At 64.3% G+C, this 21,664-nt stretch carries 21 protein-coding genes; 19 read left to right on the plus strand and 2 right to left on the minus strand.

Annotated features, from left to right (window positions below; translation table 11 throughout):
* Nucleotides 1-2 precede the first annotated feature (2 nt).
* The 19 genes from lysA to ACYU0X_RS06970 all read left to right on the plus strand — a co-directional run bounded on the left by lysA (nt 3) and on the right by ACYU0X_RS06970 (nt 19,649).
* Nucleotides 3-1,427, plus strand: a complete 1,425-nt coding sequence (gene lysA, locus ACYU0X_RS06880; protein ID WP_418908966.1) for a diaminopimelate decarboxylase — start codon at nt 3-5, stop codon at nt 1,425-1,427.
* Nucleotides 1,424-2,713 (plus strand): homoserine dehydrogenase, encoded by a 1,290-nt coding sequence (locus ACYU0X_RS06885; protein WP_418908967.1) that lies wholly within the window; start codon nt 1,424-1,426, stop codon nt 2,711-2,713. The genes lysA and ACYU0X_RS06885 overlap by 4 nt, the downstream gene beginning before the upstream one ends.
* A 1-nt stretch (nt 2,714) precedes the next feature.
* Nucleotides 2,715-3,812, plus strand: coding sequence for a threonine synthase (thrC, locus tag ACYU0X_RS06890; protein WP_418908968.1), 1,098 nt, complete (start codon nt 2,715-2,717; stop codon nt 3,810-3,812).
* 108 nt (nt 3,813-3,920) lie between these two features.
* Nucleotides 3,921-4,868 carry a homoserine kinase gene (thrB, locus tag ACYU0X_RS06895; RefSeq protein ID WP_418908969.1) on the plus strand — a complete coding sequence of 316 codons (948 nt, stop codon included), beginning with the start codon at nt 3,921-3,923 and terminating at the stop codon, nt 4,866-4,868.
* A 332-nt stretch (nt 4,869-5,200) separates the two neighbouring features.
* Entirely contained in the window at nt 5,201-7,384 is a 2,184-nt protein-coding gene (gene rho / locus ACYU0X_RS06900) for a transcription termination factor Rho (protein WP_461902537.1), read from the plus strand.
* Nucleotides 7,385-7,539: 155 nt separating this feature from the next.
* On the plus strand, nt 7,540-8,619 hold the full coding sequence (gene prfA / locus ACYU0X_RS06905; RefSeq protein ID WP_461902538.1) for a peptide chain release factor 1: 1,080 nt from the start codon (nt 7,540-7,542) through the stop codon (nt 8,617-8,619).
* Nucleotides 8,620-8,626: 7 nt separating this feature from the next.
* On the plus strand, nt 8,627-9,487 hold the full coding sequence (prmC, locus tag ACYU0X_RS06910; RefSeq protein WP_461902539.1) for a peptide chain release factor N(5)-glutamine methyltransferase: 861 nt from the start codon (nt 8,627-8,629) through the stop codon (nt 9,485-9,487).
* A gap of 20 nt (nt 9,488-9,507) precedes the next feature.
* Nucleotides 9,508-10,188: an L-threonylcarbamoyladenylate synthase gene (locus tag ACYU0X_RS06915; protein ID WP_418908972.1), complete on the plus strand. Its 681-nt coding sequence runs from the start codon at nt 9,508-9,510 to the stop codon at nt 10,186-10,188.
* Complete coding sequence (locus ACYU0X_RS06920) at nt 10,185-11,312, plus strand: MraY family glycosyltransferase (protein WP_418908973.1); 1,128 nt, start codon at nt 10,185-10,187, stop codon at nt 11,310-11,312. Before ACYU0X_RS06915 ends, ACYU0X_RS06920 begins: the two co-directional genes overlap by 4 nt.
* A gap of 154 nt (nt 11,313-11,466) precedes the next feature.
* Nucleotides 11,467-11,901, plus strand: coding sequence for a hypothetical protein (locus tag ACYU0X_RS06925; RefSeq protein WP_418908974.1), 435 nt, complete (start codon nt 11,467-11,469; stop codon nt 11,899-11,901).
* A gap of 280 nt (nt 11,902-12,181) precedes the next feature.
* On the plus strand, nt 12,182-12,973 hold the full coding sequence (atpB, locus tag ACYU0X_RS06930; RefSeq protein WP_309407736.1) for a F0F1 ATP synthase subunit A: 792 nt from the start codon (nt 12,182-12,184) through the stop codon (nt 12,971-12,973).
* 104 nt (nt 12,974-13,077) lie between these two features.
* On the plus strand, nt 13,078-13,290 hold the full coding sequence (locus tag ACYU0X_RS06935; protein ID WP_013348621.1) for an ATP synthase subunit C: 213 nt from the start codon (nt 13,078-13,080) through the stop codon (nt 13,288-13,290).
* A gap of 83 nt (nt 13,291-13,373) precedes the next feature.
* Complete coding sequence (locus ACYU0X_RS06940) at nt 13,374-13,928, plus strand: F0F1 ATP synthase subunit B (protein WP_309407735.1); 555 nt, start codon at nt 13,374-13,376, stop codon at nt 13,926-13,928.
* The gene (locus ACYU0X_RS06945) at nt 13,928-14,740 is read left to right on the plus strand and encodes a F0F1 ATP synthase subunit delta (protein ID WP_418908976.1); all 813 of its coding nucleotides are present in this window, start codon (nt 13,928-13,930) and stop codon (nt 14,738-14,740) included. Before ACYU0X_RS06940 ends, ACYU0X_RS06945 begins: the two co-directional genes overlap by 1 nt.
* A gap of 102 nt (nt 14,741-14,842) precedes the next feature.
* The gene (gene atpA / locus ACYU0X_RS06950; RefSeq protein WP_309407733.1) at nt 14,843-16,480 is read left to right on the plus strand and encodes a F0F1 ATP synthase subunit alpha; all 1,638 of its coding nucleotides are present in this window, start codon (nt 14,843-14,845) and stop codon (nt 16,478-16,480) included.
* A gap of 81 nt (nt 16,481-16,561) precedes the next feature.
* On the plus strand, nt 16,562-17,455 hold the full coding sequence (locus ACYU0X_RS06955; protein WP_418908977.1) for a F0F1 ATP synthase subunit gamma: 894 nt from the start codon (nt 16,562-16,564) through the stop codon (nt 17,453-17,455).
* 37 nt (nt 17,456-17,492) lie between these two features.
* Nucleotides 17,493-18,938: a F0F1 ATP synthase subunit beta gene (gene atpD / locus ACYU0X_RS06960; RefSeq protein WP_309407730.1), complete on the plus strand. Its 1,446-nt coding sequence runs from the start codon at nt 17,493-17,495 to the stop codon at nt 18,936-18,938.
* Between the two features lie 4 nt (nt 18,939-18,942).
* The gene (locus ACYU0X_RS06965) at nt 18,943-19,212 is read left to right on the plus strand and encodes a F0F1 ATP synthase subunit epsilon (protein WP_309407728.1); all 270 of its coding nucleotides are present in this window, start codon (nt 18,943-18,945) and stop codon (nt 19,210-19,212) included.
* A gap of 8 nt (nt 19,213-19,220) precedes the next feature.
* Nucleotides 19,221-19,649 carry a DUF2550 domain-containing protein gene (locus ACYU0X_RS06970; RefSeq protein ID WP_309407726.1) on the plus strand — a complete coding sequence of 143 codons (429 nt, stop codon included), beginning with the start codon at nt 19,221-19,223 and terminating at the stop codon, nt 19,647-19,649.
* Nucleotides 19,650-19,726: 77 nt separating this feature from the next.
* Here the strand turns inward: ACYU0X_RS06970 and ACYU0X_RS06975 are convergent, their stop codons facing one another.
* Nucleotides 19,727-20,956 (minus strand): N-acetylglucosamine-6-phosphate deacetylase, encoded by a 1,230-nt coding sequence (locus ACYU0X_RS06975; RefSeq protein WP_461902540.1) that lies wholly within the window; start codon nt 20,954-20,956, stop codon nt 19,727-19,729.
* Nucleotides 20,957-20,965: 9 nt separating this feature from the next.
* Nucleotides 20,966-21,661 carry an endonuclease NucS gene (gene nucS / locus ACYU0X_RS06980; RefSeq protein ID WP_418909316.1) on the minus strand — a complete coding sequence of 232 codons (696 nt, stop codon included), beginning with the start codon at nt 21,659-21,661 and terminating at the stop codon, nt 20,966-20,968.
* Nucleotides 21,662-21,664: the final 3 nt, after the last annotated feature.

Below are 21,664 nucleotides of genomic sequence, written 5' to 3' on the forward strand. Positions count from 1 at the left end.
CGATGGCGCGCAGTGCATTAGCCCCGCAGTGGTTGGACTACCCGCAGGACCCGAACGAGCTGGGTCAGGCGGCGTGGGCCGCGTCGGTCGCGCGCGATAGCGGTGGCGAGCTGGCCGTCTCCGGCCTGCCGGTCAGCGAGTTGGCCCGCGAATTCGGCACCCCGCTATTCGTCATGGATGAGCAGGATTTCCGGTCGCGCGCCGCGGATTTCAAGGCGGCCTTTGATGCGGCCTTCGCCGACCTCTGCGGCGGGGTCGACGTGTACTACGCCGGCAAGGCCTTCCTCTGCACGGAGGTGGCCCGCTGGGTGGTGGCCGAGGGACTGCGTTTGGATACCTGTTCCGGCGGGGAGTTGGCCGTGGCGCAGGCCGCCGGGGTGCCCGGTGAGCTGCTGTCGCTGCACGGGAACAACAAGTCGGCCGCGGAAATCACGCGGGCCATTGAGATGGGCGTCGGACGCATCGTCGTCGACTCCCTCGATGAGCTCGAACGGGTGGGCCGACTGGCCACCGGGCTTCAGCAGCGCGCCAAGGTGATGCTGCGGTTGACCCCGGGGGTGCACGCCTCGACCCACGAGGCCATCGCCACCGCCCATGAGGACCAGAAGTTCGGCCTATCGATCCTGTCCGGGCCCGATGGGGTCATTCCGGCGCATGCGGCCATCGACTTTGCGCTGGAACATGAGTGGATCGAGCTGCTGGGCCTGCACGCGCACATCGGTTCGCAGATTTTTGATGCCGACGGTTTCGCCATGGCCGCACGCACCATGCTCGGGGTTCTGGGCTGGGTGCGTGACACCCATGGCGTGCAGCTGCCCGAGCTGGATCTGGGTGGCGGCTACGGCATCGCCTATACCGCGGTGGATACCCCCTCGACGCCGAGCGTCTTGGCCGAGCAGATGGCCGCCGTGGTGGCCGCGCGCAGCGCCGAGCTCGAGCTGGCCGTCCCGCGGATCTCCATCGAGCCGGGGCGCGCGATCGTCGGACCGTCGACCTTCACCCTCTATGAGGTGGGGGTGCGCAAGGATGTGCAGGTTGAGGACGCGGCCGGAAGCCTGCATCCGCGGCGATATGTGGCCGTCGACGGCGGCATGAGCGATAACGCCCGACCGGTGCTGTACGACGCGAATTATTCGGTGGCCTTGGCCTCCCGTATGACGCAGGCGGAGCCGATTATTTCTCGCGTAGTTGGCAAGCACTGCGAGTCGGGTGACATAGTCGTGAAGGATGCCTACCTGCCGGCCGACGTGAGCGCGGGCGACCTGCTGGCCGTGCCGGGGACCGGCGCCTACTGTTGGGCGCTGTCGAGCAACTACAACTACCTGACCCGTCCGCCGGTGGTGGCCGTGCGCGACGGGCAAGCACGTCTGATCGTGCGCAGGGAGACCGAATCCGATTTGTTGGCCCGCGACATGGGAGTTAAATGAGCGGCGAAAAAAGCTTGAAAATTGCCTTGCTGGGTTGCGGCACCGTCGGTGCCCAGGTGGCCCGGATCCTGCGTGAGCAGCGCGAGGAGCTGGCCACCCGCGCCGGCGCGAACCTGGAACTGATTGGCGTGGCGGTGCGCAATATCGGCGCCCCGCGCGATGTCCAGTTGCCGCCCGAGCTGCTGACCACCGACGCCCATGGGCTGATCGAACGCGCCGATGTAGTGATCGAGCTGCTCGGCGGCCTGCAGCCGGCCGGGGATTACATCGCCGCCGCCCTGCGCCGCGGCGCCTCGGTGGTCACCGGCAACAAGGCGTTGATCGCCGCTGAGGGCGCCGCCTTGGCCGAACTGGCCGAACAGAACGACGCGCAGCTGCGCTATGAGGCCGCGGTGGCCGGGGCCATCCCGATTCTACGTCCCATCGCCGATTCGCTGTCCGGCGACCAGATCACCAAGGTGATGGGCATCGTCAACGGCACCACCAACTTCATCCTCGACGCGATGGATTCCACCGGCGCCCAGTTCGACGACGTGCTCGCCCAGGCCCAGGCGCTGGGCTATGCCGAGGCCGATCCCACGGCCGACGTCGGCGGTCATGATGCGGCGGCGAAGGCTGCGATCTTGGCCTCGCTGGCCTTCCACACCACGGTCTCCTCCGACCAGGTGCACACCGAGGGCATCACCGAGATCACCGCGGAGGACGTCTCGGCCGCGGCCGCAGCCGGCTATGTCATCAAGCTGCTGGCCATTGCGCAGAAGTCCGAGGCCGGCATTTCGGTGCGCGTCTACCCGGCCCTGATTAAGCGTTCGCACCCGCTGGCCAGCGTGCACGAGGCCTTCAACGCGGTCTTCGTCGAGGCGGAAAACGCCGGCGATCTGATGTTCTACGGTGCCGGTGCCGGTGGCGCCCCGACCGCCAGCGCCGTGATGGGCGATGTGGTGGCCGTGGCTCGCCGCGTGGTTTCCGGCGGCCCGCTGCCGGCCTCCTCGCAGGCGCAGTCGGCCACGATGCTGGACTTCACGCAGATCACCACCCGCTACTGGATCGGCCTTTCGGTCTCCGACGAGCCGGGTGTGCTGGCGCGTATCGCCGACGTCTTCGGCAGCCACGAGATCTCGATCGAAGCCATGAACCAGCAGGTGAGCGCCGAGAAGTCTGGTGCTCAGCTACGCATTCTCACCCATGAGGCCTCCGAAGCGGCATTGCAGTCCACGGTGGCTGCCCTGCAGGAGCTGGACGCGGTCTTAGAAGTTCAGTCCGTTCTGCGAGTTGAAGGAAACTAGCATGGCTCACCAGTGGCGCGGCGTAATCCGCGAATATGCCGACCGTCTGCCGGTCGACGAGAACACCCAGGTCGTCACCCTCGGCGAGGGCGGCACCCCGTTGGTGTTCGCACCGGCGCTGTCGAAATTGACCGGCAACGAGGTGTACCTGAAGGTCGAGGGGATGAACCCGACCGGGTCCTTCAAGGACCGCGGGATGACCATGGCGATGACCGCGGCGGTGGCCGCCGGGGCCAAGGCCGTGGTGTGTGCCTCCACCGGTAACACCTCGGCGTCGGCCGCGGCCTACGCCACCCAGGCCGGGCTCAAGTGTGCGGTGTTGGTGCCGGACGGCAAGATCTCCATGGGCAAGCTCTCCCAGGCCGTGGCGCACGGCGCGGATATTTTGCAGGTGGATGGCAACTTCGATAACTGCCTCGAGGTGGCCCGCAAGCTCAGCGAAAACTACCCGGTGTTCCTGGTTAACTCGGTGAACCCGGCCCGTATCGAGGGGCAGAAGACCGGCTCCTTCGAGGTCGTGGACTTCCTGGGCGACGCCCCGGACTACCACCTGCTGCCGGTGGGTAACGCCGGTAATATCACCGCCTACTGGAAGGGTTATAAGGAGTACGCCTCCGAATACACCAACCAGGCCGGTGAGGTACTTGCCCCGGTAGCCACCAAGACGCCGGTGATGTGGGGCTTCCAGGCTGCCGGTGCCGCCCCGATCGTGGCCGGTCACCCGATCACCGAGCCCGACACGATCGCCACCGCCATCCGCATCGGCAACCCGGCCAGCTGGGAGCAGGCCGAGGCGGCGCGTGACGAGTCCGGCGGCTTGATTGACTCGGTCACCGACGAGGAAATCCTCGCCGCACACCGCTGGCTGTCCTCCAAGGAGGGCGTGTTCGTCGAACCGGCTTCCGCCGCCGGTGTTGCCGGACTGCTCAAGCACCACGCCGCCGGGGATGTGCCCAGCGGAAAGAAGATCGTCATCACCGTCACCGGTCACGGCCTGAAGGACCCGAACTGGGCCCTGAAGAACCTTGATGGGTCGGAGGTTGAACCGACCAAGGTGCCCTTCGACGTCGTCGAGGTCGCCGCGGCGCTGGGTCTGTAACCCACGTCGAAGACCATTCGGCCGGGCCCGCGGGCCCGGCCGAACGTTTATCCCCATTTTTCACCGTGCGCCCACCAGCGCACCCGCAGCCGAGGAGCCTTGCATCTTATGAGCGCCACGATCGCTTTGGGCCAGCACCTTCGTATTTGCCCGCCGGCCACCAGCGCCAACCTTGGGCCGGGCTTCGATTCCTTCGGGCTGGCCTTGGATTACCGCGACGAACTGCTGGTCAGCACCGCGGAGCACACCGAGGTGGTGGTGCACGGTGAGGGCGCCGAGAGTCTGCCGCGCGATGAAAGCCACCTGATCGTGGCCAAAATGCGCGAGTACTGGGCGGAACGTGGCGTGGAGCCGGTGGGCGTGCGGCTTGAGGCCACCAACAACATTCCGCATGCTCGCGGGATGGGGTCCTCGGCCGCCGCGATCGTCGCGGCCTATGCCGCGGCCGACGCGCTGCTGCCACCGGCCCTGCGCGGGGGAGCGCAGGCGGTGTTCCAGGCCGCGGCCGCCTGGGAGGGGCACCCGGATAACGTGGCCCCGGCGGTGTTCGGTGGCCTGAGCATTTCCGCCAGCCTCGACGACGGAGAATTTTCCGCCGTGCCGCTGCCGGTGCACTCGGCGGTGCGTGCGGTGCTAGCCATTCCCTCCACGGGGCTTTCGACCCATGCGGCGCGTTCGGTGCTGCCCGAACAGATCGATCACTCTCGTGCCGCGGCAAATTCGGCCGCCACCGGCCTGCTTGTGCATGCCATCGGCCACGCCCCGCAGCACCTGTTGGCCGGTACCCGGGACTACCTGCACCAGGACTACCGGGCCGAGGCGATGCCCGAATCGGCCGAGCTGATTCGACGTCTGCGCGAGGCCGGATTGGCGGCGGTGGTCTCCGGTGCCGGACCGACCGTGCTGACGTTGGTGTCGACCGAGGCCGACGAAGACCGTGCCCAGCAGCTCATCGAGGGCTACGCCGAACAGCTCGAAGCCTCGGGGAACCCGGTAAGTTGGCGCATAGAAATTCCCGCACTGGCGCGCAACGGTGTTACAGTAGAGGTGCTGTAGCGCTTCGAGCAGTCCGAAGGACTCAGGCTCCAGCGACCGTTGATGGTTTTCGTCGGTTCGCGCCAAGGCAAGCGATTATGCGTGGGAAGTTCACGCAGCGCTCGTACAGCCTTTCGGATGTTCCCCCTGGCGCACAGCATCTCGACATCCCTTATTAGTGCACAGCCTCGTGCCATCGAGTTGTCGAATCTTTCACATCCCAGTGCCGCCATGCTCGTCTCAATGGCGGTACGTGCGGGTCGTCGCGTCGGATATCTGCCGGCCGGTGGCCACCGTTTAACGGCACAAGAACCGGATCACCGGTTCATCGAAACGAGTCAGAAGGAACATTCGTGACCGAAACCACGAGCCTCGTCGAAGGCGTGGACAACAAGACTTCAACCCCCAAGGGCTCCGGACTGGCATCTTTGAAGATGACTCAGTTGCAGCAGCTCGCCTCCCAGCTTGGCATTACCGGCGGTTCGCGCATGCGCAAGGCCGACCTGGTCGCCACCATTAGCGCACATCAGCGCGGGGAGGCCGTCGCCAAGGACTCGAAGGCCGGCGCGAAGGCGTCCGCCAAGTCCGCACCGAAGGCCGAGACCGATAACGCGGAAGCTCCGGCCGAACCAAAGCGCAAGTCCAGCCGCAGCCGCGCCTCGAAGGCCGAGCAGCCCGCCGAGTCCGTCGCGGCCGCTGCCGCCGAGGCCCCGGCCGAGCAGGGCGAAACCAAGGCTCCGGCCCGCGCCCGCCGCGGTTCGCGCCGCGCCACCGATTCGGGCAAGGTCGCCGCCGAGGCACCGGCCGCGACCGAGGCACCGGCCGAACAGCCGACCGAGGAAGAGGCCAAGTCCACCGCAAAGGCACGCCGCAGCGGCGGCCGCGGCAAGAAGGCCGAAGCAGAAACCGCCGCGCAGAACGAGGCGGAGGGTTCCGCAGAGCGCGGCAACAACGAAACTCAGGGCGAGGAGCGCAGCGAGCGTCGCGAGCGCGGCAACCGCCGTGAACGCAACAACCGTCGTGAGCGTTCCGAGTCCAACCGCGCGGACGCCGGTGAGGACAAGCAGGACACCGAGGAGCGTAGCGACCGCTCCGAGCGCAACGAGCGTGGTGACCGCAACGACCGCGGTGATCGTAATGACCGCAACGAGCGTGGCGACCGTAACGAGCGCAGCGAGCGTGGCGACCGCACTGAGCGCGGGGACCGCGAGGATCGTGGCGAGCGTAATGAGCGCAACGATCGTAATGACCGCGGGGATCGTAACGACCGTAACCGCAACCGCCGCGAGCGCAACCGCGACCGCAACGATCGTAACGACCGCAATGATCGCAACGACCGTAATCGCAACCGCCGCAACCGTCGTGAGGATAACGACGAGCCGCAGCTGAACGAGAACGACGTGCTGCTGCCGGTCGCCGGTATTTTGGATGTGCTGGAGAACTACGCCTTCGTGCGGACCTCCGGCTACCTGCCCGGCCAGAACGACATCTACGTCACCCTGGGCCAGGTCAAGAAGTACAACCTGCGCAAGGGCGATGCCATCGTCGGTGCCGTACGTGCCCCGCGCGAGGGTGAAACCCCTAACCCGCGTCAGAAGTTCAACGCACTGGTGCAGCTGACCAGCGTCAACGGGAAGACCCCGGAGGACAACAAGGAGCGCGTCGAGTTCAACAAGCTCGTGCCGCTCTACCCGCAGGAGCGTCTGCGCCTGGAGACCGACCCGAAGAAGGTCGGCCCGCGTGTGATCGACCTGGTGGCCCCGATCGGTAAGGGCCAGCGTGGCCTGATCGTCTCCCCGCCGAAGGCCGGTAAGACCCAGATCCTGCAGTCCATTGCGCAGGCCATCACCACCAACAACCCGGAAGTGCATCTGATGATGGTGCTCGTGGACGAACGTCCCGAGGAAGTCACCGACATGCAGCGCACCGTCAAGGGTGAGGTTATCGCCTCGACCTTCGACCGCCCGGCCGATGATCACACCACGGTGGCCGAACTGGCCATCGAACGCGCCAAGCGCCTGGTGGAAATGGGCATGGACGTTGTGGTGCTGCTGGATTCGATGACCCGTCTGGGCCGCGCCTACAACCTGGCCGCCCCGGCCTCGGGCCGCATCCTCTCCGGTGGTGTGGACTCGGCCGCGCTGTACCCGCCGAAGCGCTTCTTCGGTGCCGCCCGCAACATCGAAAACGGTGGCTCGCTGACCATTCTGGCCACCGCCCTGGTGGAGACCGGTTCGAAGATGGACGAGGTGATCTTCGAGGAGTTCAAGGGCACCGGCAACATGGAGCTGCGCCTGAGCCGCAAGCTGGCCGATAAGCGTATCTTCCCGGCCGTGGACGTCAACGAGTCCTCGACCCGCCGTGAAGAGCAGCTGATGAGCGCCGACGAGGTGCGCATCATGTGGCGTCTGCGTCGCATGCTCTCCGGGCTGGATCCGCAGCAGGCCTTGGAAATCCTGACCGGCAAGATTCGCGAAACCGAATCCAATGCCGAGTTCCTGATGCTGGTGAATAAGACCACTCCGGCCAAGGACTAGCAACCCGATGCGCGACGGCGCCCGGTACCTGAGATGGGCACAGACCCAGCCAGGAACCGGGCGCCTTCGACGCGCAATCAGCGGTTGGAACTAGACTTTATTAAGCGCGCGACTATTGCGCGCGTTCGCGCACATATCGAAGGAAGACCTCCACCATGTTCGAATCCGTCAAGCCCTTGCTCGAGGAGCACGCCAGCATCCAGCAGCAGCTCTCCGACCCCGCGGTGTACGCCGACCAGGCGCTGGCGCGCAAGCTCGGGCGCCGCTCCGCACAGCTCAACGGCATTGTCGACGCCTACAACCGGTGGAAGCAGAGTTCCGAGGACCTCGAAGCGGCCCGCGAAATGGCCGACGAAGACCCAGACTTTGCCGAGGAGGTCGAAACCCTGACCGCGGCCCTGCCGCAGCTCGAGGAGCGCCTGCGCCGCCTGCTGATTCCGCGCGACGAAAACGACGGCCGCAACGCGATCCTCGAGGTCAAGGGCGGCGAAGGCGGTGACGAGGCGGCGCTGTTCGCCGCGGACCTGCTGCGCATGTACACGCGTTTTGCCGAAACCAAGGGCTGGAAGGTCGAAATGATCTCCTACAACGAGTCCGATCTCGGCGGTTACAAGGACGCTCAGGTGGCCATCAAGGGCTCCTCGAACGACCCGGCCGAAGGCGTATACGCCCAGCTGAAGTTCGAAGGTGGCGTGCACCGTGTGCAGCGCGTGCCGGTGACCGAATCCCAGGGACGCATTCACACCTCGGCCGCCGGCGTGCTGGTGCTGCCCGAGGTGGATGAGCCCGAGGAAATCGAGATCCACCAGAACGATTTGAAGATCGACGTGTACCGCTCCTCGGGTCCCGGCGGCCAGTCGGTTAACACCACCGACTCCGCGGTGCGCATCACCCACCTGCCCACCGGCATTGTGGTGGCGATGCAGAACGAGAAGTCGCAGATCCAGAACCGTGAAGCCGCCATGCGCGTGCTGCGTTCGCGCCTGCTGGCCTACCAGCAGGAGCAGGTGGATGCGGAGAACTCGGCCCAGCGTGCCAGCCAGATCCGCACCATGGACCGCTCCGAGCGCATCCGCACCTACAACTTCCCGGAGAACCGCATCGCCGATCACCGCACCGGCTATAAGGCCTATAACTTGGATGCGGTGATGAACGGCGAACTGCAGCCGGTGATCGACTCGTGCATCGCCATGGACGAGGAAGAGCGCCTCGCGGCCCTCGGCGAGCAGCACTAAGAACGGCATGGACCGCTCGATCGCGGCCTTGCGCCGCGCGGCCAGCGCCACGCTGGCGGCGGCCGGGGTGCCCAGCCCCGCCGCCGACGCGCGCATCCTGCTCTGCTTCGCCACGCGCATGGAACCCTCCGAGCTGGAACTTGCGGCCTTGCACGGAACCGAGTTGCCGGATGCCGACGTCGAACTCTTTGAGCAGCTGGTGCGCCGCCGCGCCGAACGGATCCCGCTGCAGCACCTGACCGGGCGCGCCGCCTTCCGCTATCTGGAGCTGGCGGTGGGCCCGGGCGTGTTCATCCCGCGCCCGGAGACCGAAACCGTGGTGCAGGTGGGCTTGGACTTCCTGAGTCGGGCCGCGCTGAGCGCACCGCGATGCATCGATCTGTGCTCCGGGTCCGGGGCCATCGCCGCGGCGCTGGCCAGCGAGCTGCCCGCCGCACAGGTGTGGGCGGTGGAGCTATCCGACGCGGCGATCTCCTACACCCGGCAAAATTGCGAGCCGCACGGCGTGCAGGTGCTGCACACCGATGCCACGCAGTTGCCGGCAGAGCTGGAGGGCGGCATGGATCTGGTGATCAGTAACCCGCCCTATATTCCGCCCGGAGCGGTGCCGCGCGAGGTCGAGGTGCATTTGCACGACCCGCAGATGGCTCTCTACGGGTTGGGCGAGGACGGACTGCAGATTCCGCGGGCCATCACCGCGCAGGCGCTGCGTCTGCTGCGGCCCGGGGGACTGTTTGTGATGGAACACGCCGAGGTGCAGCAGCACAGCGCCGCCGAGATGTTGCTGCAGGCCGGTTTCACCGCGGTGCGTGGCCATGAAGATTTAACCCAGCGGGCACGGGCCACCAGTGGCCGCAAGCCCGAGTAGCGCATGAAAGAATAAGCAACGTGAGTACTCGATTTGATGTCAGCGAAGAATCCGGGCGCGAGGCCTCCCTGGCCGCCGCGCGTGACGCCCTCGCCGAGAAGCGGTGCATCGTGTTGCCCACCGACACCGTCTACGGCATCGGTGCCGACGCCTTCAGTCCGCAGGCCGTCGCAATGCTGCTGGCGGCCAAGGGCCGTTCACGCACCATGCCACCGCCGGTGCTCATTTCGCAAAGCGCCACCATGGACGGCTTGGCTCGCGACATTCCCGATGCGGCCCGTGCGCTGGCCGACAAGTTTTGGCCCGGGGCACTGACCCTGATTTTGCATGCCCAGCCCTCGCTGACCTGGGACCTGGGGGAGACCAAGGGCACCGTGGCGTTGCGTGTGCCCGACGATGCGGTGGCGCTGGAGCTTCTGCGCCACACCGGTCCGTTGGCGGTCTCCTCGGCGAATCGTTCCGGTCAGCCGGCGGCGACCACCGTCGACGAAGCCCGCGAGCAACTCGGCGACAGTGTGGATGTCTATCTCGACGGGGGAGCGCGCGGCCTGCACCCGGATGCGGCACCGTCGAGCATCGTCGACGCCACCGGTGAGCGGCTGCGTCTGGTACGCGCCGGAGCGTTGAGCATCGAGCAGTTACGCGAGGTCGTGCCCGACCTGCTAGACCTTGGCGAAGAGCCCGAAACCGCCGGCGCATGAGACTCTATGTCCTGCTGATCGCCTTTAGTTTCGCGGTCAGCTACTTGCTGACCCCGGTGGTCAGGTCGGTGGGCGAACGGTTTACCGCGGGCCAACAGTTGCGCGATCGTGACGTGCATACCGCGCCGATCGTGAAATTCGGCGGCTTGGGCATCATCGCGGCGCTCGGTGCCGGGCTGTGGCTGGCTAGTTACCTGAGGTTTTTCTCCGCCGTCTACGAGTCCACCGATGCCATCCGCGGCGTCGGCCTAGCGCTCGTGGCCGTGTGTATTCTGGGCCTGGCCGATGACCTGATGGACTTGAAATGGTGGATCAAGCTCGGCGGGCAGATCGCGATCGCCGGAATCGTCGTCGCCCACGGCATTGTCATCCAAGCGCTACCGGTGGGCTCGTGGCAGATCGAGCAGTTTTGGGTGCAGGCCAGCATCACGATCTTGCTGATTGTGATGACCATGAACGCGGTGAATTTTTCCGACGGTCTGGACGGGCTTGCCGCCGGGCTGGCGGCCATTGGCGCCGCGACGTTCTTCCTCTACTCCTATGTGCTGGCCACGCACGTCAACGCCGAAGATTACGCAAACTTTTCGGCGCTGATCTGTGCGCTGCTGCTCGGAGCATGCCTTGGGTTCTTGCCGCATAACTTCAACCCGGCGAACATTTTCATGGGGGAGTCCGGGGTGCTGGGCATCGGCCTGGTGCTCTCGGTGGCGACCATTGCCGTGACCGGCGATGTGCAGGGCATTGAGGCGTACCGATTCCGTAATGTGCCAGCCTATATGCCCATTGTGCTGCCGGCGGTGATCGTCTTCCTCCCGGTGCTGGACCTGGGACTGTCGGTAATCCGCCGGTTGAGTAAGCGGCGCTCGCCTTTTGCTCCCGACTCGAAGCACATCCACCACAAGATGCTCGCGCAAGGGCACTCGGTGCGTAAAAGCGTGTTGTTGCTCTACTTATGGGCGATTTTTGTGGCGCTCACCGTGGTGCTCGTGGCCTTCATTCCGCTGACCCTTTTGATCCCGCTATGCCTGCTTTTGGGTCTTGGCGTCGGCCTTTTAACCTGGTGGCCGTTGGTGCGTCGCCGCGCGCTGCAACTTCGCGATAAACGCACCGGGCGTGCGGGATAGTCGCACGTCTGCAAGTGGTTTCTATCTCGTGTAGAATTCAAGTGATACCTAGTTCATTGTGTACACCCGTATGCGGTGCGCTGGGGAAGTCGATCATCAACTCCGCATGGTTCCTAGCACCGGGCGGTCGAGGCATAAAGGCGAGGGTGAATTAGTGAAAGCCAATTCCAACCGCTTGACCGCCGCGAGCGCCCCTGAATCCATATGGCTCCCGATTCTCGGCACCTCACTGGTCTATGCAAGTGTTGCCACCGCCGGCTTTTTCCTGATTTCTTGGCTGGTGGCGGACCTGCAGTATGCACTCAGTGGGGCGCTGGCGGCCGGAGTCGTAGTCGGATTCTTCGCGCTGGGAATTCTGGTGGCCGAGATCGCTGGGCGCATCCGTCGTTCGTGGGCTATGCCCGCGTTTTTGGCGGTCTTCGTGCTCAAGGTTTTCGGCCTGGCCTTCGTGTTACTTAACCTGGGTTTGCCCGGATGGGTCGATCGTCAGGGCTTCGTGCTGGGTGCCGCCATTAGCTTGGTGGCCTGGCAGGCCGGAGAGATCCGCGCCTTCATGAAAACCCGCTTGGCGATTTACCACGAGGACTAGTGCTTCGTCGACGGATTATGTCATTAGCGAAGCTGTGAGTTTGATAGGCTTACGTTGGGTCATTTCCGGTTCTCCGCCACTGCGGATGACCGGCGGGTTCGACGGCGTGGGATACCAGCCGCCGGCCGGTGTCTCATCAGCGTCGATACCCTGTGCTGACGCGCTGATGCCCGAATGATCTTTACTTCACACGGTGAGGGGCAGTTACCGCCAGTCACCGCCTTTTGCCCGTGACCGTTACTGCAGAGAGGACAGCGCGTTGATCGCGTTTGCGCTCCCAATGGCCTCAGAAGAAGGCGGATTCGTTCCGCCGACCGTGTCCGACACCCACCTTCCGGATCTCTTCCCGTGGATGGCGGAGTACGGCACCGGTTTCGGCAAGCAGATGCTCATGATCGTGCTGTCGATCGTGTTGATCACCTGGTTCTTCACCGCGGCCATCAAGAACCCGAAGCTGGTTCCAGGCAAGATGCAGTTCCTCGCCGAGTCCGGCTACGCCTTCGTGCGTAATGGCATCGGTCGAGACATTATCGGTGAGAAGAACTTCCGCCCGTGGATTCCACTGCTGTTCGCCACCTTCTTCTTCATCCTGCTGAACAACCTCTTCGGGGCGATCCCGTTCCTGCAGCTGCCGTCGTTCTCGCACGCCGGTTCTGCATACGCGATGGCCATCATCATTTACGGCACCTGGATCGCTGTGGGTCTGAAGAACCACGGCATCAAGTTCTTCAAGCTCATGGTGATGCCTTCGGGCGTCCCGGGCTGGATCATGCCGTTGATGATTCCGCTGGAGTTCATTTCCAACTTCATCGTTCGCCCGCTGACGCACTCGCTGCGTTTGATGGCAACGATGCTGGCCGGCCACATGATCGTGATGCTCGCCGCCGCAGGCGCGCGTTACCTGATTGTGATGCAGGAAAACCTTGCCATGAACGGCTTGGGTGTTCTGGTCATCGTCGGTTCGGTCGCCATGTACTTCCTGGAACTTTTGATCATGGTGCTGCAGGCATTTGTTTTCGCTCTGCTGACCGCGATCTACATCCAGGGCGCGATTGAAGCCGACGCCCACTAGAGGCCAACTCTTCTTCGACCATTCAAAGAATTTCCCCTTGGCCACCAAAGGGAATACCTCACAACCTACCGAGACCATCGGTATCTTGAAAGGAACATAATCACATGTTGCACGGCTCCTTGAACATGATCGGCTACGGCCTGGCTGCTATCGGTTCGGCAATCGGCGTGGGCCTGATCTTCGCCGCTTACATCAACGGCGTGGCTCGTCAGCCGGAAGCACAGCGCATCCTGCAGCCGATCGCCATGCTCGGCTTCGCACTGGCCGAAGCACTGGCCATCCTGGGCCTGGTTTTCGCCTTCGTCATCGGCGCCTAGTCTTTTCGCGAGTTTGTAGTGGCCTCGCCACTATCGCGAGGCCCATACATCAAGCGAAAACTAGTAGATAAGGAATAGTGAGAATGAATAGCACTGACTTCATCCTCGCTGCGGGCGAATCAGTTAACCCGTTGTTGCCGAACCCGTGGGAAATTCTCGTCACGGGCGTAGGCTTCGCGTTGCTGCTCTTCATCGTCGTCAAGGTGATTGCTCCGAAGTTCGAGCAGTCCTACGAAGATCGCGTCACCGCGATCGAAGGCGGTTTGGAGAAGGCTGAGGCTGCACAGAAGGAAGCAGAGGAGACCTTGGCTCAGTACAAGGCTCAGCTTCTGGAAGCACGCACCGAGGCTAACCGCATTCGTGAGGAAGCACGTAGCGAAGGTGCACAGATCCTTGCCGATCTGAAGACCAAGGCAGGCGACGAGGCAGCTCGTATCACCGAGCAGGCTCACCGCCAGATCGACGCCGAGCGCTCCGCCGCACTGGCGTCGTTGCGTAGCGATGTTGGCACCTTGGCCACCGAATTGGCTAGCAAGATTGTTGACGAAGCTCTGCAGGACGACGCCCGTGCCCAGCGCGTGGTTGACAAGTTCCTGAACGATTTGGAAGCCCAGCAGAACGCAGGTGCATCGAACTAATGGCAAGTGTAACGAGCGAGTCATTGGCAAGGGCCTTGGAGTTCATTGAACCCAAGTTGGCCACCGCATCTCTGGAGTTGCCGAAGGAACTGTTCGCGGTCCTGGAAGTACTGGATGCAAACGCCGGTCTACGCCGCGCATTGACTGATCCGGCCCGTGAAGCCGACGAGAAGGCTGCGCTGTTGGCGCAGTTGCTGCGCGGCAAGGTCTCGGCCGATGCCGAGGACACCGTCGCACAGTTGGCTTCCACCCGCTGGAGCTCGGAACGCGACATTAGCGATGCGCTGGAGACGCTGGCGGTGACTTCGGTTGCCGCGGTGGCCGAGCAGACCGACGGCGCATCATCGTTGGCTCAGCTGGAACAGGACCTGTTCTCCTTCATCGAGGTAGTGCGTGCAAGCCACGAACTGCAGCGTGCGTTGGACGATGCACAGGCTCCGGCCCAGGCCAAGACGGAACTGGCACTGAAGCTTGTGCCGGGCGCCACGCGCGGTGCGCAGCTGCTCATCGGCCAGGCGGTGGCCAACCCTCGCGGGATGAAGCCGCTGAACCTGGTGGAGCGTTTCGTGCAGCTGGTCGCTAAGCGCCAGCAGCGCTGGATCGCCGAGGTGGCCAGTAGCGTGAAGCTCTCCGACGCTCAGCTTGAGCGTCTGGGTGCCGGGCTGAACAAGCTCTACTCCCGCGAGCTGAAGATCAACGCAACCGTTGATCCCAAGCTCGTAGGCGGTCTGGTCATTAAGGTTGGCGACGAGGTTGTCGACGCTTCCGTGGCCGCTCGCGTGGCCGAGGTGCGCCGCGCCCTGGCCGGCTAGGACTTCGATTCCGAAGTCCTGGCCGCGCCGGGACCACCACAGACTTCATTCACATTCGATCCGCCGTGAGCGGATCACAATTTAGGAGAGCAGGGACTGCAGATGGCCGACTTGACCATCAACGCCGACGATGTCCGTAATGCCCTAAACGAGTTCGCAGCGTCCTACGAACCGGGCAAGGCAGAGCGTACCGAAGTGGGACGCGTCATCACGGCAAGCGACGGTATTGCAAAGGTGGAGGGTCTTCCCTCCGTTATGGCAAACGAGCTGCTTCGCTTCGAAGACGGCACCCTGGGCTTGGCCCAGAACCTGGACACCCGTGAAATCGGTGTCGTGGTCCTCGGTGACTTCACCGGGATCGAAGAAGGCCAGAAGGTAGAGCGCACCGGCGAGATCCTCTCGGTTCCGGTTGGCGATGGCTACCTCGGCCGCGTGGTCGACCCGCTGGGCGAGCCACTGGATAACCTGGGCCCGATCGAGGCCGAAAGCCGCCGCGCACTGGAGCTGCAGGCTCCGGGCGTGACCCAGCGTAAGAGCGTGCACGAGCCGCTGCAGACCGGTATCAAGGCCATCGACGCCATGATCCCGATCGGCCGTGGCCAGCGTCAGCTGATCATTGGTGACCGTCAGACCGGTAAGACCGCAATCGCCGTCGACGCCATCCTGAACCAGAAGGCCAACTGGGCCTCGGGTGATGTGAACAAGCAGGTGCGCTGCGTGTACGTGGCTGTTGGTCAGAAGGCTTCGACCATCGCCGCCGTGCGTCAGACCCTCGAGGAGCAGGGCGCGCTGGAGTACACCACCATCGTTGCTTCCCCGGCATCCGACCCGGCCGGCTTCAAGTACCTGGCACCTTACGCAGGCTCGGCCATCGGCCAGCACTGGATGTACGGTGGCAAGCACGTTCTGATCATCTTTGATGACCTGTCCAAGCAGGCCGAAGCCTACCGCGCCGTGTCGCTGTTGTTGCGTCGTCCGCCGGGACGCGAAGCCTACCCGGGCGACGTGTTCTACCTGCACTCCCGTCTGCTGGAGCGTTGCGCCAAGCTCTCCGACGAGCTGGGCGCCGGTTCGATGACCGGTCTGCCGATCATCGAAACCAAGGCCAACGACGTGTCGGCTTACATCCCGACCAACGTCATCTCGATCACCGACGGCCAGATCTTCCTGCAGTCGGACCTGTTCAACGCTAACCAGCGTCCGGCCGTCGACGTGGGTATTTCGGTGTCCCGCGTGGGTGGTGCCGCTCAGGTCAAGGCCATGAAGAAGGTCTCCGGTACGCTAAAGCTGGAACTGGCTCAGTACCGCGATATGCAGGCCTTCGCGATGTTCGCCTCGGACCTGGATGCCGCCTCGAAGCAGCAGCTGACCCGTGGTGCCCGTCTGATGGAACTGCTCAAGCAGGGCCAGTACACCCCGTACCCGGTCGAAGACCAGGTTGTCTCCGTGTGGGCCGGTACCAACGGTCACCTGGACGACGTTCCGGTGGAGGATGTGCGCCGCTTCGAGTCCGAGTTCCTGGACTACCTGCGTCACCGCACCCAGGTACTGACCGTCCTCGCCGAAACCGGCAAGCTGGAAGACGAGACCGTCGAAGCTCTGAAGACGGCCGTGGCCGACTTCAAGGCTGGCTTCTTCGGCGACGGCGACAGCCAGCTGGTGGCCGCCGGGCACGAGGAGCACGACGCTCTGGATGCCGAGGCAGTCGACCAGGAACAGATCGTCAAGCAGAAGCGCTGACATTTTCCTTCACGCTAGTGGGCTGCGGCCCGGCAACGGGCCGCAGCGCCACATCGCGTAAGGAATAAGGAAAGGACATACATGGGAGCCCAGATCCGGGTCTACCGCCAGAAGATTGCCTCGACCTCGTCGATGCGCAAGATCTTCAAGGCGATGGAACTGATCGCTACATCCCGCATCGGCAAGGCACGTAGCCGTGTTGCGGCCTCGTTGCCGTACGCCAATGCGATTACCCGTGCAGTTACCGCCGTCGCGTCCCAGGCCGAGGTTGACCACCCACTGACCACCGAGCCGGCCACTGTGCGCCGTGCCGCGGTGTTGGTGATGACCTCCGACCGTGGACTCGCCGGGTCCTACTCCGCCAGCGTTCTGAAGCAGGCAGAGCACCTCGTCGAACTCCTGCATGAGGAGGGCAAGGAAGTCAAGACCTATCTGGTCGGCCGCAAGGCACAGGCTTACTTTGACTTCCGCTCGCGCGAGTACGCACGGGTGTGGACCGGGGGGACTGACGCCCCGCAATTTGAAACCGCACGTGAGCTGCGCGAGGTCCTTCTTGAGGACTTCGCTAACGATTACGAGCAGGGTGGCGTGGACGAGATCCACGTCGTCTACACCCAGTTCAAGTCGATGGTCACGCAGGAACCGACGGTAATCCGTCTGTTGCCGTTGGAGGTTGTCGAGGACGAGTCCGAGACCCCGACCGACGAGCTGCTTCCGCTGTACGAATTCGAGCCGACGCCGGAGGATGTGCTCGATGCACTGCTGCCGCGCTACATCGATTCGCGACTGTTCAACTGCCAGCTGCAGGCCGCCGCATCCGAACTGGCAGCACGCCAGCGCGCGATGAAGGCCGCCGGTGACAACGCGGGTGAACTGATCAAGAAGTACACGCGACTGCGTAACAACGCCCGTCAGGCTGAAATCACCCAGGAGCTCTCCGAAATTGTGGCCGGCGCCGACGCGCTGAGCAGCTAATTTCCGAGCGTTCCTACCAGAGATAGAAGTGAGAAAGATGACTGCCCAACTCAACGAGCAGGTTACCGCAGGGGCCACCGGTCGTATTGCCCGCGTGATTGGCCCGGTCGTGGACGTCGAGTTCCCAGCCGATGCACTGCCTGCAATCTACAACGCACTGACCGCTGAGCTAACCCTCAACGGCGAAACCAAGAAGATCACCTTCGAGACCAGCCAGCACCTGGGTGACAACCTGGTGCGCGCCGTGTCGCTGCAGGCCACCGACGGCCTGGTCCGCGGCACCGTGGTGAAGGACACCGGCGCCTCGATCTCCGTCCCGGTTGGCGACGGCGTCAAGGGCCACATCTTCAACGTGCTGGGCGACGCCCTGGACGTTGACAACTCGGAGATCCAGGTGTCCGAGCGCTGGCCGATCCACCGTCAGGCCCCGAAGTTCTCGGACCTCGAGGGCTCGACCCAGATGCTGGAGACCGGCATCAAGTCGATCGACCTGCTGACCCCGTACATCCAGGGTGGCAAGATCGGCCTGTTCGGCGGCGCCGGCGTGGGCAAGACCGTGCTGATCCAGGAAATGATCACCCGTGTGGCTCGCAACTTCGGTGGTACCTCGGTATTCGCCGGTGTGGGTGAGCGTACCCGTGAGGGTAACGACCTCTGGGTGGAAATGGATGAGGCCGGCGTGCTCAAGGACACCGCCCTCGTATTCGGCCAGATGGATGAGCCGCCAGGAACTCGTCTGCGCGTGGCACTCTCGGCACTGACCATGGCGGAGTACTTCCGCGATGTGCAGAACCAGGACGTGCTGCTGTTCATCGACAACATCTTCCGCTTCACCCAGGCCGGTTCCGAGGTGTCGACCCTGCTCGGTCGCATGCCTTCGGCCGTGGGTTACCAGCCGAACCTTGCCGATGAGATGGGTCTGCTCCAGGAGCGCATCACCTCGACCAAGGGTCACTCGATCACCTCGATGCAGGCGATCTACGTCCCGGCCGATGACTACACCGACCCGGCACCGGCGACCACCTTCGCCCACCTGGATGCAACCACCGAGCTCTCCCGTGAGATCGCTTCGCGTGGTCTGTACCCGGCGATCGACCCGCTGACCTCCACCTCGCGTATCCTCGATCCGCAGTACATCGGTCAGCACCACTACGACGTGGCCACCCGCGTGAAGCAGATCCTGCAGAAGAACAAGGAACTGCAGGACATCATCGCGATCCTCGGTGTGGACGAGCTCTCCGAAGAGGACAAGATCGTCGTGGCTCGCGCCCGTCGCATCCAGCAGTTCCTCTCGCAGAACACCTACACCGCGAAGCAGTTCACCGGCGTCGAGGGCTCCACCGTGGCCCTGAAGGACACCATCGAAGGCTTCGAGGCCATCTGCAACGGCGACCTGGACCACATCGCAGAACAGGCGTTCTTCAACGTCGGTGGCCTGGACGACGTCGAGCGTCAGTGGGCCGACATCCAGAAGGCTAGCTAGTAGCATGGCCGAGCTGAAGGTCGAAATCGTGGCCGCCGACCACTTCGTGTGGGCCGGCGACGCGAAACTGGTCAAGGCACGTTCGGTGGACGGAGAGATCGGTATTCTGCCCGGTCACATTCCGACCCTGTCCGTGCTCGCCGCTGGGGACCTGGAGATCGACCCGGTGTCCGAGTCCCGTTTCACCGTGCAGATCGACGGCGGTTTCATCTCCGTCGATTCGGATCGCGTGGTGATCGTGGCCGACAACGCTGTGGTTGCTAACGCAGCGTAGGCCCGGCATTGATCGAGATCACCGCACCAGTTCTCATCGCGCTGCTGGTTTGCGCCGGCATCGTCGCGTTCTTTGGTGCCATGGCGGTGCGTCGCTATCAACTGCGACGCACCCTGGGCACCTTCGATGCCTCCATCAAAACGCCCAAGGGGCGTTGGATGTTGGTCATCGGCCGTTATGGCAGGGCGCATGTGGATCTGCTGCGGTTTTTCTCGATCTCCCCGCAGCCGAGATTTATGCTCGAACGCCGCGGGCTGGATATTTCCGGCTGGCGACAGCCCAACGACCAGGAGGTCGGGCAACTACCGCCCGGATTCATCGTCGTGCAACTGACCCGTGACGGGCAGGAGTTGCTGCTGGCCATGGACTACCGCGACTACACGGGTTTTTCCGCGTGGCTCGAGGCCGGTCCGATCGCTGGCAACTGGCATATCTAGTACTCGCAGGGCAAAAAATCCCCCGCACCACCCGAAGTTTTCGGGAGGTGCGGGGGATTTTGCGTACCTGCGGACGCCTAGGCCGTGACCGGGGCGGGGAGCAACTCGCCCTGGCGGAACACCTGCTGCAGGTTCAGGTGCTCGTCGAGCAGCAACAGGTTGGCGGCGAAGCCATGATGCAGCGAACCGACCTCATCGGCCAGGCCGATCAGCGTGGCCGGCACGCTCGTGGCCGAGAGAATGGCGTGTTCCAGAGGAACCCCGGCGGCCACGGTGCCCCGCACCACCTGCAGCAACGTGGCGGTGCCACCGGCCAGGGAACCGTCGGAGATCAACCGGGCCTGACCGTCCTTGACCTGTACCTGCTGCGGGCCGAGGCTGTACTTTCCGTCGGCGAGCCCGGCGGCGGCCATCGAATCGGTGACCAGCAGAATGTTGGGGGAGCGGACCGTGGAGAACACCCACTGCACTGTGTACGGATCCAGATGCACGCCGTCGGCGATCAACTCCACCACGGCCTGGCCACGCGCCGCCAGCTGCAGGCAGGCGGCCACCGGGCCCGGGGCGCGGTGATGCAACGGCGGCATGCCGTTGAAGAGGTGGGTGACGGTGGGGCGCTCGGTGAAGCCATCCACGCCGGCGCTGGCCAGCTGCTCGCGGGCGAAGTTCAGCGAGTCGAGCGTTTGCGCGGCGCTGGCGTCGGTGTGCCCCAGCGAGGGCACCACCCCGTGGGAGATGAGCTGTTCGAGCAATTCCTCACTACCGGCTAGCTCCGGGGCGTAGGTCATGGTGCGCAGATTGCCGCGGGCGGCCATGACCAGCTCGTCGACGAACTCCGGATCGGGGTCGCTGAGGAAGCAGGGGTCCTGGGCGCCGCAACGCGCGGCGGAGAGGAAGGGGCCCTCGGAGTGGATACCGGCCAGCAGCCCATCCTCACAGAAGTCGGCCAGCGCCTCGGCGGCCTGCACCATGAGTGCCGGTTCGGCGGTGACCAGCGAACCGAGCAGCGTGGTGGTACCGGAGCGGTGCAAGAAGTCGATGGCCTTGGCCACCGCTTCGGGTTCGGGAGCCGGGAAGTCCGCCCCGATGGCCCCGTGGCAGTGCAGATCCACCAGCCCCGGGGTGATGATGGTGCCCTCGGGCACCGGATAGTCGGTGTAACTTGCCGCGTCCTCGAGGGCGGCGAAGTCATCGCGGGTGCCGGCGAAGCTGATGCGATCGCCCTCGAGCGCCAACGCGCCCTCGGTGATGCGCTGCCCGTCCGAAACCAGGGTGGCAAAGATGACCGTGCGCTGGGCTGTGTTCATACCCCAAGTCTAGAAGAGGCGGCCCGCCGAGTCATCGACGCCGCGCATCGCATCGTAGTCCAGTACCAGGCAACGGATGCCGCGGTCCTCGGCCAGCGTGCGAGCCTGCGGTTTGATCTGCTGGGCGGCGAAGACTCCCTGCACGGGTTTGAGCAGCGGGTCACGGTTGAGCAGTTCCAGGTATCGGGTCAGCTGCTCGACGCCGTCGATATCGCCGCGGCGCTTGAGTTCCACCGCCACGGTGGCGCCCTGCGCATCGCGGGCCAGAATATCCACCGGACCGATCGCGGTCATGTACTCGCGGCGCACCAGGGTGTGCCCGTCGCCGAGCAGTTCGATCTGTTCGGCGAGCAAACGCTGCAGGTCGGCCTCCACGCCGTCCTTGATCAGCCCCGGGTCGGTGCCCAGTTCGTGGGCGGAATCGTGTTCGACGCCGTGGAAGTTAATGGTCAGCGTGTCATCGCTTTTAGCGCTGGAGACCTGCCAGATTTCGGTGATGCCCAGTGCCGCGGCGTCCTCGTCGACCTCGAGGGTGCGCAACGTCAGCGGGGGATTCATCCAGTTCAACGGCTTGTAACTGCCGCCGTCGGAGTGAATCAGCACCGAGCCGTCGGCCTTATGCATGATCAGGCGGGTAGCCAGGGGCAGGTGGGCCCGCAAACGGCCCACATAATCTACAGAACATTTCGCAACCACTAAACGCACCCG

It is taken from the genome of Glutamicibacter sp. X7 (assembly GCF_054889245.1).

Excerpts from the sequence above, each read along its gene's own strand:
- lysA (WP_418908966.1), top strand. The coding sequence starts at position 3 with ATGGCGCGCAGTGCATTAGCCCCGCAGTGGTTGGACTACCCGCAGGAC.
- ACYU0X_RS06885 (WP_418908967.1), top strand. The coding sequence starts at position 1,424 with ATGAGCGGCGAAAAAAGCTTGAAAATTGCCTTGCTGGGTTGCGGCACC.
- thrC (WP_418908968.1), top strand. The coding sequence starts at position 2,715 with ATGGCTCACCAGTGGCGCGGCGTAATCCGCGAATATGCCGACCGTCTG.
- thrB (WP_418908969.1), top strand. The coding sequence starts at position 3,921 with ATGAGCGCCACGATCGCTTTGGGCCAGCACCTTCGTATTTGCCCGCCG.
- prfA (WP_461902538.1), top strand. The coding sequence starts at position 7,540 with ATGTTCGAATCCGTCAAGCCCTTGCTCGAGGAGCACGCCAGCATCCAG.
- prmC (WP_461902539.1), top strand. The coding sequence starts at position 8,627 with ATGGACCGCTCGATCGCGGCCTTGCGCCGCGCGGCCAGCGCCACGCTG.
- ACYU0X_RS06920 (WP_418908973.1), top strand. The coding sequence starts at position 10,185 with ATGAGACTCTATGTCCTGCTGATCGCCTTTAGTTTCGCGGTCAGCTAC.
- atpB (WP_309407736.1), top strand. The coding sequence starts at position 12,182 with ATGGCCTCAGAAGAAGGCGGATTCGTTCCGCCGACCGTGTCCGACACC.
- ACYU0X_RS06935 (WP_013348621.1), top strand. The coding sequence starts at position 13,078 with ATGTTGCACGGCTCCTTGAACATGATCGGCTACGGCCTGGCTGCTATC.
- ACYU0X_RS06940 (WP_309407735.1), top strand. The coding sequence starts at position 13,374 with ATGAATAGCACTGACTTCATCCTCGCTGCGGGCGAATCAGTTAACCCG.
- ACYU0X_RS06945 (WP_418908976.1), top strand. The coding sequence starts at position 13,928 with ATGGCAAGTGTAACGAGCGAGTCATTGGCAAGGGCCTTGGAGTTCATT.
- atpA (WP_309407733.1), top strand. The coding sequence starts at position 14,843 with ATGGCCGACTTGACCATCAACGCCGACGATGTCCGTAATGCCCTAAAC.
- ACYU0X_RS06955 (WP_418908977.1), top strand. The coding sequence starts at position 16,562 with ATGGGAGCCCAGATCCGGGTCTACCGCCAGAAGATTGCCTCGACCTCG.
- atpD (WP_309407730.1), top strand. The coding sequence starts at position 17,493 with ATGACTGCCCAACTCAACGAGCAGGTTACCGCAGGGGCCACCGGTCGT.
- ACYU0X_RS06965 (WP_309407728.1), top strand. The coding sequence starts at position 18,943 with ATGGCCGAGCTGAAGGTCGAAATCGTGGCCGCCGACCACTTCGTGTGG.
- ACYU0X_RS06975 (WP_461902540.1), bottom strand. The coding sequence starts at position 20,956 with ATGAACACAGCCCAGCGCACGGTCATCTTTGCCACCCTGGTTTCGGAC.